Here is a 16,153-nt window from a genome sequence, read left to right on the forward strand (position 1 = left end):
CTCAGGCGTGAAGCATCACGCAATTCCGGCCTGCATGCTTGGCGCGGTACAGCGCGGCGTCCGCTGCCGCAGTAAGGGCGGCGGTGTCCGCGTCGTGCGGCCCGAATATGTGCGCCACACCGATGCTCACGGTTATCCTGCCCAGCGGCGCGGGGGATTGCAGCGCCATCTCCTCGACCGCCAGCCGCGTTTCTTCGGCCTGGGCGAGCGCGCGTTCGGGATCCACGCCCGGCAGGATGACGGCGAACTCCTCTCCCCCATAGCGCGCGGCCACCTCCGCCGCGCGACGTGCACGCCCGCGTATTGCCTGGGCGACGTCGCGGAGCCGGGCGTCGCCCGCGGGGTGGCCCATCACATCGTTGAGCGTCTTGAAGTGATCGATATCGATCATCATCAGCGCCAGCCCATCGCCCGAACGCCGGGCGCGATCCCATTCGCGGCGCAGCGCCTCATCGAACATGCGGCGATTTCCCAGCCCGGTGAGCGCATCGGTGGAAGACAGGCCCTGCAACCGCTCCTGTTCCTCGACGTTCCGCACCTGAACAAGAATGTTCCGGACACCGTACAGGACCAGCGCGGCGACCAGCCCGGCAATTCCGGCCACCAGGTGCCTGGGCACCAGCGCGATAGAAAGCGTGATCTGGGTTAGCGGCAGCATCAAGGGGCTGCCGGCCCGCACGATCCTGGCAAAACCGGATGGCCTGGCCGCGGCACGGGCGGGCAAATGGACGATCCCGGTCAATACTATCAGCAACAGGAAGCAAATCGTGACGAGCAATTCCTGCATCGAGGCGAATGGCGTCATCAGCAAGAAGTGGTTCCAGATCCCCGCGCATATCCCGTAGCCGACGCCGAAAACCGCCAGCACGGAAAAGAAGCTCCGGTCCCGGGCGCTGTAGCTAGAGAAATAACGAATCGCAGCGAAGACCGCGATATAGGCATTCTGCACATCGAACATCGTCGCCAAGGTGAGATGTCCTTCGGCCCCCGGGGTAATCGGCCTGGTCAACGGCGCGACGATGGTTGACAGAAAAATGTAGAAAGTAACGCCAAGCGTCAGCGCGATCAGCCCATCCACCACACGCGCGGGCCAAATCTCCGAACGCTGACTGGCCAGCACAAAGGTGAGCGGTACCCCGTAGAGGACGAAGAGCAGGAGCGGGGGCAGCGAATCCGGATCGAAGTGGCCGGAAAATGCAGCCAGCAGCAGTACCGCCATCGCGCCGGCCCAAAGCGCAAGCGACAGCGAAAGCGCGAACCACCCTTCCCCCGCACCCGGCGGCGATCGCATGCCACGCATGAAACAAGCAATGGCCGCCGCCAGCGGCGCCGCGCCGTTAAAGGCGAACGAGACCAGATCCGCCCGGCTTACGCCGACCGCATAGACGCCGATCTGCGAGACGAGCAGTACGAGGGGAACCAGCAGGCTGGCCCAGAAGAGCCGTTTGGCGGACCATGCGGCAATCCGCGACGCCTCGAGATACGGTACGCCGACTAACATGACCGATGTGACTACAGCGCCTAGCTTAAGGATTCCTTCAAATACGCGCAGAGGTCCGACATGGAAGGCCGATGCGCCGCTTCCGCGATTGCGCGGCGCCATGCGAGATGCGAAAACAGGCCATGAACGCAGACATTGCCGAGCAGCGGTTTATAGCGCTGGATACCGTTCGCGGCGTGGCGGTGATGGGCATCTTGCTGCTCAACATCATCGGTTTCTCGATGCCAGAGGCGGCCTATATCAACCCCCGCGCCTATGGCGGCGCGACGGGGGCGGACCTGTGGGTCTATCTGGTCAATTTCGTGCTGTTCGACGGCAAGATGCGCGGGCTTTTCTCCTTCCTGTTCGGCGCATCGCTGGTGCTGGTGACCGAGCGCGCCGAGGCGAAAGGCGAAAACCCGGCGCGGGTGCATTATTCGCGCATGCTGTGGCTGCTGGTGTTCGGCCTCGCGCACTTGTGGCTGGTCTGGTGGGGCGACATCCTGGCCCATTACGCGCTGGTGGGCGCGATTGCCTTTTTCTTCCGCGATAAGCCGGTGGCTTCGCTGGTCCGGATCGGCATCGGGCTGCTTGTGCTGGAGACGCTTCTGATGTGCGGCATCCCGATGGGCGTGCTCGCGCTCCAGCAAAATTGGGCCAATGCCAGCGCCGCCGAGATGGCGAAAGCGCTGGTCGAATTCGAGAAGGCATTCGGCGTGCCCCCAGCCGCCTATATCGCCGATCAGCTCGCGCTGTTCCGCGGCTCCTATGAAGCCATATTGCGCGACCGCTTCGGCCATCACGTGCTTTCCCCGCTCGGCATGCTGTCGTTCAGCGGCCCCGAAACGCTGGGCTATATGCTGCTCGGCATGGCCTCGCTGAAGAGCGGCCTGCTGACCGGAGCGTGGGAACGCAAGCGATATTGGAAATGGATGCTCGTCTGCTTCGCCATCGCGATCCCCGCTTATGTCGCGATCGCCGCCTATATGGTGCGCGAGAATTTCAGCGTGTTCGCGACGGGGCTGGGCGTGATGACCGCATCGGTGCCCTTCCGCCCGCTGATGATCCTGGCCTGGGCGTGCCTGATCCTGCTGCTGATGCGGCCGGGCGGCGCGCTGACCACGCGCATCGCGGCGGCGGGGCGGATGGCGTTCTCCAACTATCTCTTCACCAGCCTGATCTGCACCACGCTGTTCTACGGCTATGGTCTGGGTCTCTACGGCCATCTCTCGCGCTGGCAGGTGTATCTCGTGGTGCTGGCGATCTGGGCGCTGATGCTGCTCTGGTCGAAGCCCTGGCTGGAGCGTTTCCGATTCGGGCCGCTGGAATGGCTGTGGCGCAGTCTGGCGCGGCTTCGGCTGCAGCCGATACGCGGGGGAGCCATTGGCTAAATTGCGAACGCGTCGCAATACCCTTGCGAATCGCTCGCATTAGCCCTAGCTAGCGATCATCGAATGTGAGGGTCGCATGGTCGTCTGCGTTTGCAATGCAATTCGGGAACGGGAAGTCCGCACTGCGGCGCGCGAAGGCGCGATCAGCGCCTGCCAGGCGTATCGCGCGCTCGGCCTCCAGCCCAAATGCGGCCAGTGCGTGCCGTTCGCGCGAGCCATTATCGCCGAAGAACGTGCTGCTGCGTAACACTCGCAACAGCCAAAAACCGCAGAAATCCGCCATTTTTTAGCTATTAAAGCCGCCCCGGCGAGCCTATTGTCGCTTCTGTAATTCAGCGATTGGACAGGCACATGAAGGGCGACGCGAAAGTCATCGAATACCTCAACGAGGTGCTCAAGAACGAACTCACCGCGATCAACCAATATTGGCTGCATTACCGGCTGTTCGACCATTGGGGCGTGAAGAAGCTCGCGGAATTCGAGCGCCACGAATCGATCGACGAGATGAAGCATGCCGACATGGTTTCGGAGCGCATCCTGTTCCTGGACGGCCTGCCCAATTTCCAGCTGCTTGGGCGGCTGCGCATCGGCGAGACCGTGGAAGAGGCGCTCCGATCGGATCTGGCGCTGGAGATCGAGGCGGTGGCCGTGCTCAGGGACGCGATCGAGCATAGCGAGAAGGTGCGCGACTATGTCAGCCGCGATCTGTTCCGCCGCATCCTCGACAGCGAGGAGGAGCATGTCGATACGCTCGAGCGGCAGTTCGAGATGATCCAGCGCATGGGGCTGGAGAATTACATCCAGCTCAACAGCAAGTCCGAAGCCGACGCGGAATAGAAAGGAAGATCAACCCGCGAGGCTGCGGCGCCCAAAGGTCGCAGGGCGGCGCGCGACCAGCGGATTGGCCTCGCGCTCAAGCAATTCGAGCGTGGAATCGAACAGCGGGCGCAGCTTGACGACATGCTCCAGCGCGTTGGTCGGCGTATCGTGCCGCTCGACGCAGAGCCGCGCGATCGTCTCGATATCTTCGGCGAGATCGGCCAGCACATCGGCGCCGAACTGGCGCGCTTCGCCCTTCAGCGTATGGGCGGGGATTACCATCGCCGCAGCGCTCTCGGCGCGCATGCCATCCTCGATCTGAGAGACGGACTTGAAACCGTCCTCGCGAAAATAGCCGAGAATCCGTACGAAATTGGCGCCAAGCTCGCTACGAGCCTGTCCGAAAGCCGCCCAATTCACCAGAGGTTCGCCGCCGGTCATCGCTTTTTACCCCAACACCGCGCCCAAGAGGCACGAACCCGACATACGCAGGTGGAAGTAAACAGCAGGTTGATATGGCCATTTTGGGTATTTCTTACCCGTAACGGCTATTTCTTCTCCTGATCGAACGGGTTCTTCGGCGCGCGCAGCGAAAGGCGCACCGGCACCGCGCCGAAATCGAACTCCTTGCGCAGGCTGTTGATCAGATAACGCTGATAGCTGACCGGAAGCTGATCGACGCGGGTGCCGAACAGGACGAAGCTGGGCGGGCGGGTCTTGTTCTGGGTGACGTAGCGCGGCTTGATCCGCTTTCCGCCCGGCGCGGGCGGTGGATTGGCTTCGATCGCGCGCTCAAACCAGCGGTTGAGCTGGCCGGTCGATACGCGGCGCGACCATGCCTCGCGCGTCTCGAACGCGACCTTCATAAGCATGTCGAGGCCCTTGCCGGTCACCGCCGAGACGGTGAGGACCGGAATACCCTTCGCCTGCGACAGGCCCTCTTCGAGCGCGGCCTTCACGCCGTTGAACAGGCTGGAGGCATTCTCCGCCACGTCCCATTTGTTGAGCGCGATGATGAGCGCGCGCCCTTCCTGGAGCACGCGATCCGCGATCTTGAGATCCTGAACCTCAAGGCCGCGTGTGGCATCGAGCAGCAAGACGACGACTTCGGCGAAGTCGATCGAGCGGAGCGTATCCATCACGGAGAGCTTTTCGAGCTTCTCCTCGACCCGCGCCTTTTTGCGGAGGCCGGCCGTGTCGATCAGGCGCACCTTGCGGGGTTGTTCCTCGAAATCGGTCCATTCCCAATCGACCGAGATCGAATCGCGGGTGATGCCCGCCTCCGGCCCGGTGATCAGACGGTCCTCGCCAAGGAAGCGGTTGACCAGGGTGGACTTGCCCGCGTTCGGGCGCCCGACGATCGCGAGCTTGAGGATCGCGTCGCTGCCCTCCTCGTCTTCCTCGGCGATCTCGTCTTCGTCGCGCTCCAGATGCGGGCGCAGCGCCTCGAACAGATCGGCCACGCCTTCGCCATGCTCGGCCGAGAAGGGAATGGGATCGCCAAGACCCAGCCCCATCGCTTCGATAACGCCGGTCTCGCCCGACTTGCCCTCCGCCTTGTTGGCCATCAGCACGACGGGACGGTTGGTGCCGCGCAGCCAGCGTGCGATTTCCTCGTCGAGCGGGGTCACCCCCACGCGCGAATCGATGAGGAACAGCGAGACGTCCGAATCGCGAACCGCCGCTTCGGTCTGCGCGCGCATCCGGCCGGGAAGCGTCGCGACATCCTCATCCTCGTAACCGGCGGTATCGATGATGCGGAAATCGAGCCCGAGTAGCGATGCATCGCCCTCACGCCGATCGCGCGTCACGCCGGGCTGATCGTCGACCAGCGCCAGGCGCTTGCCGACCAGCCGGTTGAACAGCGTCGATTTGCCGACATTCGGGCGGCCGACAATGGCTACGGTGGGCAGAGGCATATGCGGTTCTTATCAGACTATGGTGCGAGGGGAACGCCGGGAGGGCAAAAAGGCAACGGGCGGAGCCTGCGGCCCCGCCCGTTCCATCTGGTTCATCAAAGGCGCGCTTAGCGATAGGCCGAGAGATCGCCCTTGTCGTCGAGGATATAGAGCATGTTGTTCGCGACGATCGGCTGGAGCGTGACCGGCGCCTTGACCTTGAGCGTGGCAGTCACGCTGCCGTCCGCGGGATTGACCGAGACGAGTTCGCCCTCGGTATTGCCGAGCAGCAGGCGGCCGCCGGCCAGCACGGGGCCGACCCAGCCTACCATGCCCTTGAGCTTCTTTTCGTTGCGATAGTGCGTGAGCTGCGAGATCCAGCGCACCTTGCCGCTGCCGCGCGCGATCGCGAGCAGGCGGGCGTCATCGGTGACGACGAACAGCCACTCACCCGCCGCCCAGGGCGTCGAGATGCCGGCGATATTCTGTTCCCACATGCGCTGGCCGCTGGCGAGGTCGATCGCGACCATGCGCCCGCCCTGCCCCACGGCATAGACCCGGCCCTGATCGATCACCGGCTCGGCATCGATATCCGAGAGCGACGAAACCGAGGTCGTCATCGAGCTGCGCGACAGCACTTCGGCCCAGAGCGAACGGCCATTCTCATAGCGATACGCGTTGAGCTCGCCCGAGGAGAAGCCGGCGACCACGGTGCCGTTCGCCGATGCCGGGGCCGCGACCCCGAACACACCCTGCGATTCGAGGCTGGCGGTCGCGGTCCAGGCGGACTCGCCGGTTTCCTGGTTCAGCGCGAAGAGCTGGTTGTCCTGGGTGAGAACATAGACGTTGCCGTTGGCGAGCGTAGGCGCACCGCGCAGCGGACCTCCGGGACGCTTGCGCCAGATTTCGGAGCCGTTCGCAGCATTGAGCGCGACTACATCGCCCAGCCCGTTCGTCGCGAAGACATGCTCGCCCTGCACACTGACGCCGCCGCCGAAGCGCGCGGACTTGTTGCCCTTTTCCTTGACAGTATCGGCGGTCCACAGCGCGCCGCCCGAATCCGCCGCCAGGGCATGCACCACGCCGGCCGTGTCGATCACGAACAGCTTGTTCTCCGCGACCACCGGCGAAGCGGCGAGACGCTCGCGCTTCGAGGTCTTGGCGACCGACTTGCTCCAGACGCGGCTGAGATTCTGGCCCAGCGCGAGATGCCCCATCGACTTGGCGGCGTTGCCGCCCGGCTGTGCCCAGGCCTCATTCGCCGCAGGCTCGGGCACCAGCACGTCCACGCCGGAAAGCGCGCGGTCCGCAACGATGTCGTTTTCCGAAATCAGGATCGGCACGCGTTCGCCGACCACCGGCGTCTTCGCCTTGCCGCCGCCCTTGATGATCCCGCAACCGCTGACCAGCGCGAGCGCTCCGAGCGCCGCCGCCACCCTCACCTTTTTGTTCATTGCGCACTATTTCCCGTGGATTGATCGATAGCGTCGACGCCAAGAACGCCGGCCAGCGTGACCGCGCGCTGGCGGATGCTTTCGGGCACATTCTCGCCGCCCTGGGCGATCTGGCCATAGAGCTTGCCGGCATCGGCTCGCTTGCCCTGCTTCAGATAGGATGCTGCGACCATCTCGCCGGCGGTGCCGAACCAGGGCGATGCGGGCACGGCCAGGCCCTTCAGCCGATCGATCACCTGCTCGGGCTTCAGCGTATCATATTCGGTCGACGTCTGGCGCACGAGCGCGAGATCGCGATATGGCTGCGGATAGCGGGTGTCGGACACCACTTCGGCGAACTTCGCCGCAGCGCCCTTCGCATCGCCCTTCTGGAGCAGCAAATTGCCGAGCGTAATGCGCGACAAGGCGGCGTAGCCCTCGCTCCCGCTTTTCGCGAGCTTCTCGAACTCGGGCATCGCCTTGTCCGGCTGATTCTCTTCGACCAGATGGAGCGCGGCATCATATTGCTCACCCTCCACGCCCGCGGCGCTGTTCGTGCGGTGACCCCAATAGAGCCAGGCGGCCAGCGCGACCAGCGCGGCCACAACGGCGACAACGATCCAGCGCCCGTAATTGCGCCAGATGTTCAGCAACCGCTCGCGGCGATATTCCTCGTCGACTTCGCGCAGGAAGGCTTCGTTCGTCGCATCGGGGGGGGGAAGCGCCAAAATCTACTCCATCGGCTCGTTAGCGCGGATCTTGGCACCGCACCGGGAAAGATCGTTTGCCTAGCCGTTCAATCCCGCGCCGCATAGACCTGTTCGGCACCCGGGAAGGCCCGTGAGCGAACCTCCGTCGCATAGGTCTCAACCGCGGCGGAAATGCGGCCAGCCAGGTCATCGAAACGCTTCACGAAACGCGGCGTGCGCTCGAACATGCCCAGCATGTCCTCGGTCACCAGAACCTGGCCATCGCATTGCGACGAAGCGCCGATGCCGATCACCGGCACGGAAACCGCGGCGGTGATCTCATTGGCCAGCGTTTCGACGACGCCCTCGGCCACCACGCCGAACGCGCCAGCATCCGCGATCGCGCGCGCATCATCCAGGATCTGGGCATGCTCGGCGTTGCTCCGGCCCCGCGCGCCATAGCCCCCGAGCGCGTTCACCGCCTGGGGCGTGAGGCCGACATGGCCCATCACCGGAATGCCGCGCCGGGTAAGGAACTCGACGGTGGGAGCCAAGGTCTCGCCTCCCTCCATCTTTACGCCCGCCGCGCCGGTTTCGGCCATCACGCGGGAAGCGGAGTGAAACGCCTGCTCCGGGCTCGCTTCGTAGCTGCCGAAGGGCATGTCGACGATCACCACCGAATGATAGCTGCCGCGCACCACAGCCGCGCCATGCGCGATCATCATGTCGAGCGTGACCGGGAGCGTCGACGGCAGGCCGTAAATCACCTGCCCCAGGCTATCCCCCACCAGCAGCACATCGCAGTGCGGATCGAGAAGCTGCGCCATCCGCGTGGTGTACGCGGTGAGCATCACGATCGGGTCCTTTCCCTTGCGATTGCGAATCGCAGGGACCGTGAGCCGCTTCATCGGGGAAGGTGTCGGGTTCGCGCGGCTGGTGCCGGTATCGAGCGTCATGTGAGACATGGCGCGCTTCCTAGCCGCACATCGCGGCGGACGCCAACCACCCACCCGTGCATGACTGATATTCTTGACTCAATGTTCGATATTTTTTACATGATGTCGCGAATCGCAGACATGAGGTGCGCAAAATGGCTTTCCGTGAAAAGATGCTCTGGACGTCGCTCGCCAGCACGCTGGCGATATGGGGCTGGTATTTCGCCGGCTTCGCAGATGCCGTGCGCGCCAGCCGCTACGATCTGGCAGCGGAGACCGGAAACTTCGTCACCGCGATCATCCTGATCGTCGTGGTGCAGATCATCATGGCCGCAGCGCTGGCGCTGACGTCAGGGCGGGAAGCCAATGCCCCCGCCGATGATCGCGAAAAGACGATCGCGCTGCTCGGCTACCGGTCGGCCTATATCGCGCTGATGCTGATCGTCGTGATGCTGATGATCACCACCCCCATCCTGCTGCACATCGCCTATGAATGGACCCCCGCCCCACCCCCGAGCATGGCGCCCGTGTTCATGGGCAACGCACTTCTCGCCGCTTTGGTGACCGCCGAGGTCGCCAACGCAGTGACGCAGATCATCCATTTTCGCAGAGGAAGCTGAGCATGGCTTATCGTGAAAAACTCGCCGCAGTGTACTTCATCGCAATGGCGCTGCCTTATTCCGTCTATTTCACCCTGGTCGCGACACGCCCGCCCGAACCGCGGCTAATCGACATGCTCTGGCTGTTCGGCGGTGCTGCGATCGTCCACGCCGTGCTCGCCGGCCTTGGCACCCTCGTGGTCCGCATCCAGTCCGGCGCCGAGGGCCGCGCGCAGCCCGACGAGCGCGATCGTGCAATCAACCGGCGCGGCGCGAGCATCGCCTATCTCGTGCTGATGACCGGGGCTGTCATCGCCGGTGTGATGATGCCGTTCTCCGCACCGCCAGCGAAGATCGTCAATGCTGCATTGTTCGCGATCGTCATCGCCGAGCTCGTCAACAACGGCGTGGTCCTTATGAGCTACCGCCGAGGCTGGCATGGCTGAGCCGCACATTGCCAACCAGGTTCGCACGTTGCGCTTCATGGCCGGGGAAATGACCCAGGCAGAGCTGGGCGAGAAGATCGGCATGACACGCCAGACGATCGCGGCGATCGAGGCGGGCAAATACTCCCCCACCCTCGAAGCCGCGTTCCGGATCGCGCGGGTGTTCGGCAAGCCGCTGGAGGAGGTATTCCAGTGGGAGGAATGAGCATCGCGGCCTTGCGCGGCTTGGGATAATCACTAGCCTTCGCGCAACAACGGGGGGATTTTCATGCGCGCTACGCTTCTCGCTCTGGCGGCGTTTCTGGTTCCGCACACCGCATCGGCCGAAGCGTGGCGTCTTGCCGCCTATTCCAACGCATTCCCGAAGTTGGCCTTTTTCGTCGATATTGATTCGATCAGTCGCTACGGCACGAAGGTAAGCTTCCGCCAAATGTCCATCTACGATACCACAACCGAGTCTCGCGACTTCACCCGGTCTGTGTTTTGGCGCGACGCGGATTGCAGCGCTTATACGTCGAGCATGCGCAAGAGCGACTTCTATGTCGGCAAGAAGTTCCTGGGGCATGAAGAAGGCCCGGGAGGTGCCATTGTCGCCAAGCCTGGAACGGTCCTGATGACCATGCTCAACACGGTTTGCGGGCGCGGCGACTATTTCTCCCCGGTCATTACCGGCGATGTCGAAGTCTGGGCACTCGGAAAGTTCGCCAGCGGCTTCTAAACCACGTCAGCTTACCCAGTTGCGATCGCGGGCATATCCGGCCAGCCACACCTGGAGCAGCGCCATGGCGACGATGAACACCGGGAACGGTACGGTGGCGGCAGCTCCCTTATGCGCCAGCAGATCGGTCGCGAAGAAGACGTAACCGAACTGGATAGCCACCGCGATCAGCGAGAGGACGTAAAGCAGCCCCGCCCAGCGCGAGCGGGCAAGCAAGGCGATCGAGCCGAGCAGCCCCGCTCCTACGGCGACCGCATAGTCCCAGGTGAACCAAGGCGGCAGCGCGGCGAAATAAGCGCGGTCCCAATCGGTCGCCGCCGGATCCATCGCCGGCCCGTATTTCACGTGCACATAGAATGCCGCGCATCCCGCCAATCCCCACAGGATCAGCACGCATACGAGGATGATGAACCAGCCCGGCCGCTTTGCAATCGTCATCGTCAATCCCCCGACAACCGCGATTATAGGGTTAACCTACCGGAAAATGCAGAATTAGAGAAGCATGCAGCTAAAGAAGCGCCCGGGCATATTCCTCAGGCTTGAAACCGATCAGCAGGCCGCCCGGATATTCCAGCACCGGGCGCTTTATCATCGATGGCTGCTCCAGCATCAGCGCGGCGGCTTTGCCGGCGTCGAGATCCGTCTTCGCCGCATCGGGGAGCTTGCGAAAGGTGGTGCCGGCACGGTTGAGCACCTTTTCCCAACCGGCAATCTCGATCCAGCGCGAGACCCGGGCCGCGTCGATTCCCGACGTTTTGTAGTTGTGGAACTCAGTCGCGACCTTGTGCTCATCGAGCCACGCCCGCGCCTTCTTCATCGTGTCGCAGTTGGGAATCCCGAATATCGTGACGGTCATGGGCACCTCGGCATGCTGAGTGATTTGGCCCCGATAGCGCGTGTCGAACGATATTGCAGCCGCGCAGCTCGCCCATCCATGAGGAGACGGCCCCGGGTGCGCGTGGGGCAGAAGCAGCGCAACTACCCGTAATGCCAGCGGAAGCTGGCGTCGCTGGCGGCTCGGGCGGCTCGCCCATCGCGGGAGACCCCAGCTTTCGCTGGGGTGACGAATGGAGGACGTGGTGAAGGGTCGGCGGGGTGCGAGCGGGGTTCGGGAAAAGGTCACTGGCCGTCATGCCAGCGGAAGCTGGCATCGCTCGCGGCTCGGGCGGCGCGCCGTCGCGGGAGACCCCAGCTTTCGCTGGGGTGACGGTTGGGGGGATTCGGTGAAGGGGCGGCGGTGTGCGAGCGGGGTTCGGGACATGGTAACTGGCCGTCATGCCAGCGGAAGCTGGCATCGCTCGCGGCTCGGACAGCGAGTTCTCGCGGGAGACCCCAGCTTTCGCCGGGGTGACGGTTGGGGCGACGAGTAGGCTGGCCTATTCCGCCGCCAACTCCTCACGCCCGGACAGCGGTTGCGCACTTTCGCTGCAGGCTCGCCGAAAGGCCGGGGTTACCGGAGGCAAAGCAGGCATCGGCTGCGTCACCCTCTTCACCGGCGCGGCGTTCATGCTTGCGACCTATCTTGGGCATTCGCGAGACAGCCAAAGGCAATCAGATCAGGCGGCACGATACTATCACAGTTGCACGAGAGCCTGGGACAACGGGGAAAATGAGATAGAGCTCTGTCGGAGGATGTGCGAGTTCGCGCAAAATCGCAGCGAGTGCACCCGGATTTTCGGTTCACCCGACGGGCCGAGCGCGACAAGCCGAAGGGACAATAGAGCCGACCGATAGGCCGGAGCATCCTCGAAGGCGAGCAACGCGTCGTTGCTCCGCGCACATTTGCGCCATACGAGATCATTTCCATATCGATCCTAATATGTGACGATAAGCAATTGAGAGACGGGGCGGCGGAGTAGGAGTTTCCTGCCAAGCCCCGTTCCAGTTTCGGGAGGAGGGGTGGCAGTGCTTGGCGGCTATCTGTTCGGCGCCCTGGTCGTGCTGTTCGGCGTGTATCTGTTTATCTCGGCGACCAAGGCCGGGAAGCAGATGGACAGGGAGAAGTTCGAACGCACCAACGCCCATGGTGTCCAGGAATTTGAATCATACGATGAACTCGTACAAACCCGCCGCCGGGGAGGCCTTACCGGGGGTAAAGCGGGCATTGGCTGTGTGACCATCATCATCGGTGCGGCGTTGATGCTCGCAGTCTATGTAAACCACGAGAGAAGCAGCCAAATCGCCGCAGCAGACGAAGAGCGATATTATCGTCTCTGCATGAAAGCCTGGGACAAGCGCGATGGCCCGCTCGAACATTGCCGCAAACTGTGCGAATTCCCGCAAAATCGCAGCGAGTGCAAAAGGATCTTCGGCTCAGCCGATGGCCCGAAGGGAGAGTATCGCTGACCGATAAGCCAGCGCCGCGCGCCGATCAGGCAGGATCGTTCAGGAAGCGGCCGAGGGTTACGACGTCCTGCCGCTCAAGGCCAAGCGCTTCGTAGAAGCCGAGCGCGGCATCATTGGTGCCGCGCACCATCAACTGGATCTTGGGCGCGCCGCGCTCACGCAGCCAGGCCTCGGCCGCGGCCATCAACGCCCTGCCCAGCCCGCCGCGCCGCGCATCGGGCGAGACCCCGAGATAATAGACCCAGCCGCGATGCCCGTCGAAGCCCGCCATGACGCTGCCGACGATGCCTGCTTCGGCGCGCGCGACCAGAACCACGCTGTCCGTGGTAGCCATTGCGAGCGCGAAATCGGCGTCGGGATCGTTCCACGGGCGGGTGAGGCCGCAGACGCGCCACAACGCGACAACGGCATCCCTGTCGCCGACATGGGCCGGTTCGATCACCGCGCGATGCAGTTTACGCCGGCCCAGAGATTGGTAACCTTGCCGCCCGGCCCCGGCGCGCTGAGCAGGCCGGACATGTCGCCGGTCATGAACTCCAGCCCGATCGTCGATTCCTCGACTGTCACTTCGCTGCCCGAATCCTCAAGCGCCGCGCGCGTCATGCCGATGCCGATGCCGTTGGCGGTCGTGAACTTGCCATTTTCCCGGCCATCGAGATTCCATCCGGCGAACTTGCCGTCCTGGAAATAGAGCGACAGGCCCTGGCGGAAGGCGGCGTAATCAAGCTTGCCCCCGCCGCAATCCTGGTTGCTGTCCTGCTCGATCGGGCTGCCGAGAGCAGCGGAGATCATATGGAGCGCCGTCGCGCGCTCCATGCCGAACGGGATGTGCCGCGCGCTACCGCTTTCGGTGACCAGGGTCAGTTCGTCCGAAGCGAGGTTGAGCGCGAGCGCTGCGGTCTCCGAAACCTCCGCAGCAGCAGCGGTGTTTGCGGCGGCCGGCTCCGGGTCAACCAAATTCGCCGCCTCATTGGCGACCGCGACATTCGCGGTTGGCTCGCTTTGGCAACCGGTCAGCAGCGCCAGCATGGCGGCCGCACCCATCAGCATCGTCTTGTGCATTCGAATTCCCCCCTGCGCCGGTTCGGGCGTACCAGCGTAACCCAGCCGTTCCGCAGGCGAAATGGAAACCTGCATGGCACGGGGCACGGCTGCTGCGCCTAGCCCTGGTTCGTCCGCGCCGATCCCGCCAACCGCCCCGCCGTCATTCCCATTCAATCGTGCCGGGCGGCTTCGACGTATAGTCATAGGTCACCCGGTTGATCCCACGGACTTCGTTCACGATCCGCGTCGCGACGCGGGGCAGGAAGCCGCCGGGATATTCGAACGCGACCGCGGTCATGCCATCGGTGGAGGTCACGGCGCGCAGTGCGAGGACGTAATCATAGGTGCGCCCATCACCCATCACGCCCACGGTGCGCACCGGCAGCAGCACCGCGAATGCCTGCCAGATCGCATCGTAGAGCCCGGCGTTGCGGATTTCTTCGAGATAGATCGCATCCGCCTTGCGCAGGATATCGCAGCGTTCCTTGGTGACTTCGCCGGGGATGCGGATGGCGAGGCCGGGCCCGGGGAACGGATGGCGCCCGACGAAGATGTCGGGCAGGCCCAGCTCGCGGCCCAGCGCGCGCACTTCGTCCTTGAACAGCTCGCGCAGCGGCTCGACGAGCTTCATGTTCATGCGCTCGGGGAGCCCACCGACATTGTGGTGGCTCTTGATCGTCACGCTCGGCCCGCCGGTGAAGCTGACGCTCTCGATCACATCCGGGTAGAGCGTGCCCTGCGCCAGGAAATCGGCGCCGCCGATATTCTTCGCTTCTTCCTCGAAGACCTCGATGAAGGTCTTGCCGATGAACTTGCGCTTCGCCTCGGGATCGGTGACCCCGGCCAGCCCGTTCAGGAACAGCGTCTCGCAATTCCGGTGGACGAGCGGGATATTGTAATGGCCGCGGAACAGGCTGACGACCTGATCGGCCTCCCCTGCCCGCATCAGGCCATGGTCGACGAACACGCAGGTCAGCTGGTCACCGATCGCCTCATGGATCAGCACCGCCGCCACCGCGCTGTCGACGCCGCCCGAAAGCCCGCAGATCACCCGCCCGTCGCCGACCTGCTCGCGAATTTCCTTGATCTTGGCCGCCCGGAATTCGGCCATCGTCCAGTCACCGCCAAGTCCGCACACGTGGCGAACGAAATTGGCGAGCAGCTTTGCGCCGTCGGGGGTGTGGACGACCTCGGGGTGGAACTGCATCGCATAATAGCGGCGCGCATCATCGGCGATCACGGCAAAGGGCGAGCCGGGGCTGACCGCCACCGGGCGGAAACCGGGGGCAAGCTCGGTGACCTTGTCGCCATGGCTCATCCACACCTGATGCGTCTCGCCCTCGGCCCAGAGCCCGTCGAACAGCACGCAGCTGTCCTCGATCTCGATGAACGCGCTACCGAACTCGCCCGAATCGCCCAGCCGCACCTCGCCGCCAAGCTGGTGCATCATCACCTGCTGGCCATAGCAGATGCCGAGCACCGGCAGCCCCGAATCGAAGATTTCCTGGGGAACGCGCGGACTGCCCTCTTCGAGCACCGAAGCGGGCGAGCCGGAGAGGATGACGCCCTTGGGCTTCATCCGCGCAAAGGCTTCCGCCGCGGTCGTGAATGGGGCGATCTCGCTATAGACCCCGGCTTCGCGCACGCGGCGCGCGATGAGCTGGGTTACCTGGCTCCCGAAATCGACGATAAGGATGGAGTCGTTGTGCTGGGCCGTCATGGCCGGGCGATAGAAAGCCCGTCCCGCAGTGTAAAGCGGGCTATTGGCCGTGCACGGCCCTCAATAGCCTTCGAAGGTCACGACAGGCGCGCTGCCCGCGCGGAGGGTGCAGCGGAAGCTGGCGGTGCGGACGGTGCGCTGATCGTCGTCGTCGCTCAGCTCGACGCGGCCCTTCACCACCCAGCTACGGCCATTCCAGTTGGTGCTGCCGACAGACTCGAGGCGCGAGAAGCGGGCATAGTCTCCGCCCTGGATGCCCGCCTCGGCGCCGCAGCGCTCGCCCGCGGCCTCGGGATCATAGACGCCGTCATATTGATCGGCATCGGGCGCATAGGGCGCGTCATAATCGGCCTCGGTACGCTGACGCTTCTTGCTGCCGGAGGTCAGGGCCAGGATCCCGCCGAGGAGCACTGCGCCGATCAGCAAATCGCCCGCGTCGATCCTGTCGCCGCCGCGATGGTGTCGCTTGTGGTCGCCCCGCCCCTGCCAGCGCCGGTCCTGCGCCTGCGCCGGAACCGTCATGCTCAAAACTGCGAGCGCTGCCGTGATTCCGCCGCCGATCTTCAGAAGCTTCATGCCTTCCTCCCGTTTCTTGTGCGAAACGAGATAGGCTCGCGTGGCTGTCGCAGCGATGA

At 64.0% G+C, this 16,153-nt stretch carries 20 protein-coding genes; 8 read left to right on the forward strand and 12 right to left on the reverse strand.

The genetic code is table 11. The features are described 5' to 3' along the window. Position 1: 1 nt before the first annotated feature. On the reverse strand, positions 2-1,603 hold the full coding sequence (locus tag SSO01S_RS06500; protein ID WP_066796993.1) for a GGDEF domain-containing protein: 1,602 nt from the start codon (positions 1,601-1,603) through the stop codon (positions 2-4). Between the two features lie 20 nt (positions 1,604-1,623). Here SSO01S_RS06500 and SSO01S_RS06505 point away from each other — a divergent pair, with 20 nt between their 5' ends. The 3 genes from SSO01S_RS06505 to bfr all read left to right on the forward strand — a co-directional run bounded on the left by SSO01S_RS06505 (position 1,624) and on the right by bfr (position 3,708). After that, positions 1,624-2,871, forward strand: a complete 1,248-nt coding sequence (locus SSO01S_RS06505) for a DUF418 domain-containing protein (RefSeq protein WP_066797712.1) — start codon at positions 1,624-1,626, stop codon at positions 2,869-2,871. A gap of 76 nt (positions 2,872-2,947) precedes the next feature. Continuing rightward, on the forward strand, positions 2,948-3,118 hold the full coding sequence (locus SSO01S_RS17185; protein WP_083942888.1) for a (2Fe-2S)-binding protein: 171 nt from the start codon (positions 2,948-2,950) through the stop codon (positions 3,116-3,118). 104 nt (positions 3,119-3,222) lie between these two features. After that, on the forward strand, positions 3,223-3,708 hold the full coding sequence (gene bfr / locus SSO01S_RS06515; RefSeq protein WP_066796999.1) for a bacterioferritin: 486 nt from the start codon (positions 3,223-3,225) through the stop codon (positions 3,706-3,708). Between the two features lie 9 nt (positions 3,709-3,717). Here the strand turns inward: bfr and SSO01S_RS06520 are convergent, their stop codons facing one another. The 5 genes from SSO01S_RS06520 to panB form a co-directional block, all read right to left on the reverse strand. Then, positions 3,718-4,131, reverse strand: a complete 414-nt coding sequence (locus tag SSO01S_RS06520) for an Hpt domain-containing protein (RefSeq protein WP_066797001.1) — start codon at positions 4,129-4,131, stop codon at positions 3,718-3,720. 107 nt (positions 4,132-4,238) lie between these two features. Then, the gene (gene der, locus SSO01S_RS06525; RefSeq protein WP_066797004.1) at positions 4,239-5,609 is read right to left on the reverse strand and encodes a ribosome biogenesis GTPase Der; all 1,371 of its coding nucleotides are present in this window, start codon (positions 5,607-5,609) and stop codon (positions 4,239-4,241) included. A 107-nt stretch (positions 5,610-5,716) separates the two neighbouring features. Continuing rightward, positions 5,717-7,042, reverse strand: coding sequence for an outer membrane protein assembly factor BamB family protein (locus SSO01S_RS06530; protein WP_066797007.1), 1,326 nt, complete (start codon positions 7,040-7,042; stop codon positions 5,717-5,719). Further along, the gene (locus SSO01S_RS06535; protein WP_066797008.1) at positions 7,039-7,749 is read right to left on the reverse strand and encodes a tetratricopeptide repeat protein; all 711 of its coding nucleotides are present in this window, start codon (positions 7,747-7,749) and stop codon (positions 7,039-7,041) included. Before SSO01S_RS06535 ends, SSO01S_RS06530 begins: the two co-directional genes overlap by 4 nt. Positions 7,750-7,817: 68 nt before the next feature. After that, the gene (gene panB, locus SSO01S_RS06540; protein WP_066797010.1) at positions 7,818-8,675 is read right to left on the reverse strand and encodes a 3-methyl-2-oxobutanoate hydroxymethyltransferase; all 858 of its coding nucleotides are present in this window, start codon (positions 8,673-8,675) and stop codon (positions 7,818-7,820) included. A 125-nt stretch (positions 8,676-8,800) separates the two neighbouring features. On the opposite strand from panB, the gene SSO01S_RS06545 reads away from it, so the two are divergent. The 4 genes from SSO01S_RS06545 to SSO01S_RS06560 all read left to right on the forward strand — a co-directional run bounded on the left by SSO01S_RS06545 (position 8,801) and on the right by SSO01S_RS06560 (position 10,408). Beyond that, on the forward strand, positions 8,801-9,265 hold the full coding sequence (locus tag SSO01S_RS06545) for a hypothetical protein (protein WP_157073672.1): 465 nt from the start codon (positions 8,801-8,803) through the stop codon (positions 9,263-9,265). Positions 9,266-9,267: 2 nt separating this feature from the next. Next, positions 9,268-9,690: a hypothetical protein gene (locus SSO01S_RS06550; RefSeq protein WP_066797015.1), complete on the forward strand. Its 423-nt coding sequence runs from the start codon at positions 9,268-9,270 to the stop codon at positions 9,688-9,690. Continuing rightward, entirely contained in the window at positions 9,683-9,895 is a 213-nt protein-coding gene (locus SSO01S_RS06555) for a helix-turn-helix transcriptional regulator (protein ID WP_066797017.1), read from the forward strand. The genes SSO01S_RS06550 and SSO01S_RS06555 overlap by 8 nt, the downstream gene beginning before the upstream one ends. 63 nt (positions 9,896-9,958) lie before the next feature. Then, positions 9,959-10,408, forward strand: a complete 450-nt coding sequence (locus SSO01S_RS06560) for a surface-adhesin E family protein (RefSeq protein ID WP_066797020.1) — start codon at positions 9,959-9,961, stop codon at positions 10,406-10,408. Positions 10,409-10,414: 6 nt separating this feature from the next. Here the strand turns inward: SSO01S_RS06560 and SSO01S_RS06565 are convergent, their stop codons facing one another. Beyond that, positions 10,415-10,846 (reverse strand): hypothetical protein, encoded by a 432-nt coding sequence (locus SSO01S_RS06565; protein WP_066797023.1) that lies wholly within the window; start codon positions 10,844-10,846, stop codon positions 10,415-10,417. A 70-nt stretch (positions 10,847-10,916) separates the two neighbouring features. Beyond that, positions 10,917-11,264 (reverse strand): ArsC family reductase, encoded by a 348-nt coding sequence (locus SSO01S_RS06570; protein ID WP_066797025.1) that lies wholly within the window; start codon positions 11,262-11,264, stop codon positions 10,917-10,919. A gap of 1,049 nt (positions 11,265-12,313) precedes the next feature. Here SSO01S_RS06570 and SSO01S_RS06575 point away from each other — a divergent pair. After that, a complete protein-coding gene (locus SSO01S_RS06575) occupies positions 12,314-12,754 on the forward strand; it encodes a hypothetical protein (RefSeq protein ID WP_066797027.1) in 441 nt (146 codons plus the stop codon). A 25-nt stretch (positions 12,755-12,779) separates the two neighbouring features. Here SSO01S_RS06575 and SSO01S_RS06580 read toward each other — a convergent pair whose 3' ends face one another. From SSO01S_RS06580 to SSO01S_RS06595, 4 genes are all read right to left on the reverse strand, one after another. Beyond that, on the reverse strand, positions 12,780-13,196 hold the full coding sequence (locus SSO01S_RS06580) for a GNAT family acetyltransferase (protein ID WP_174520761.1): 417 nt from the start codon (positions 13,194-13,196) through the stop codon (positions 12,780-12,782). Next, positions 13,193-13,816 carry a hypothetical protein gene (locus SSO01S_RS06585; RefSeq protein ID WP_066797031.1) on the reverse strand — a complete coding sequence of 208 codons (624 nt, stop codon included), beginning with the start codon at positions 13,814-13,816 and terminating at the stop codon, positions 13,193-13,195. The genes SSO01S_RS06580 and SSO01S_RS06585 overlap by 4 nt, the downstream gene beginning before the upstream one ends. 142 nt (positions 13,817-13,958) lie before the next feature. After that, a complete protein-coding gene (gene guaA / locus SSO01S_RS06590; protein WP_066797034.1) occupies positions 13,959-15,518 on the reverse strand; it encodes a glutamine-hydrolyzing GMP synthase in 1,560 nt (519 codons plus the stop codon). A 60-nt stretch (positions 15,519-15,578) separates the two neighbouring features. Further along, on the reverse strand, positions 15,579-16,094 hold the full coding sequence (locus SSO01S_RS06595) for a hypothetical protein (RefSeq protein ID WP_157073673.1): 516 nt from the start codon (positions 16,092-16,094) through the stop codon (positions 15,579-15,581). Between the last annotated feature and the right edge of the window lie 59 nt (positions 16,095-16,153).

This window comes from Sphingomonas soli NBRC 100801 (genome assembly GCF_001591025.1).
In the GTDB taxonomy this organism is placed as follows: domain Bacteria; phylum Pseudomonadota; class Alphaproteobacteria; order Sphingomonadales; family Sphingomonadaceae; genus Sphingomonas; species Sphingomonas soli.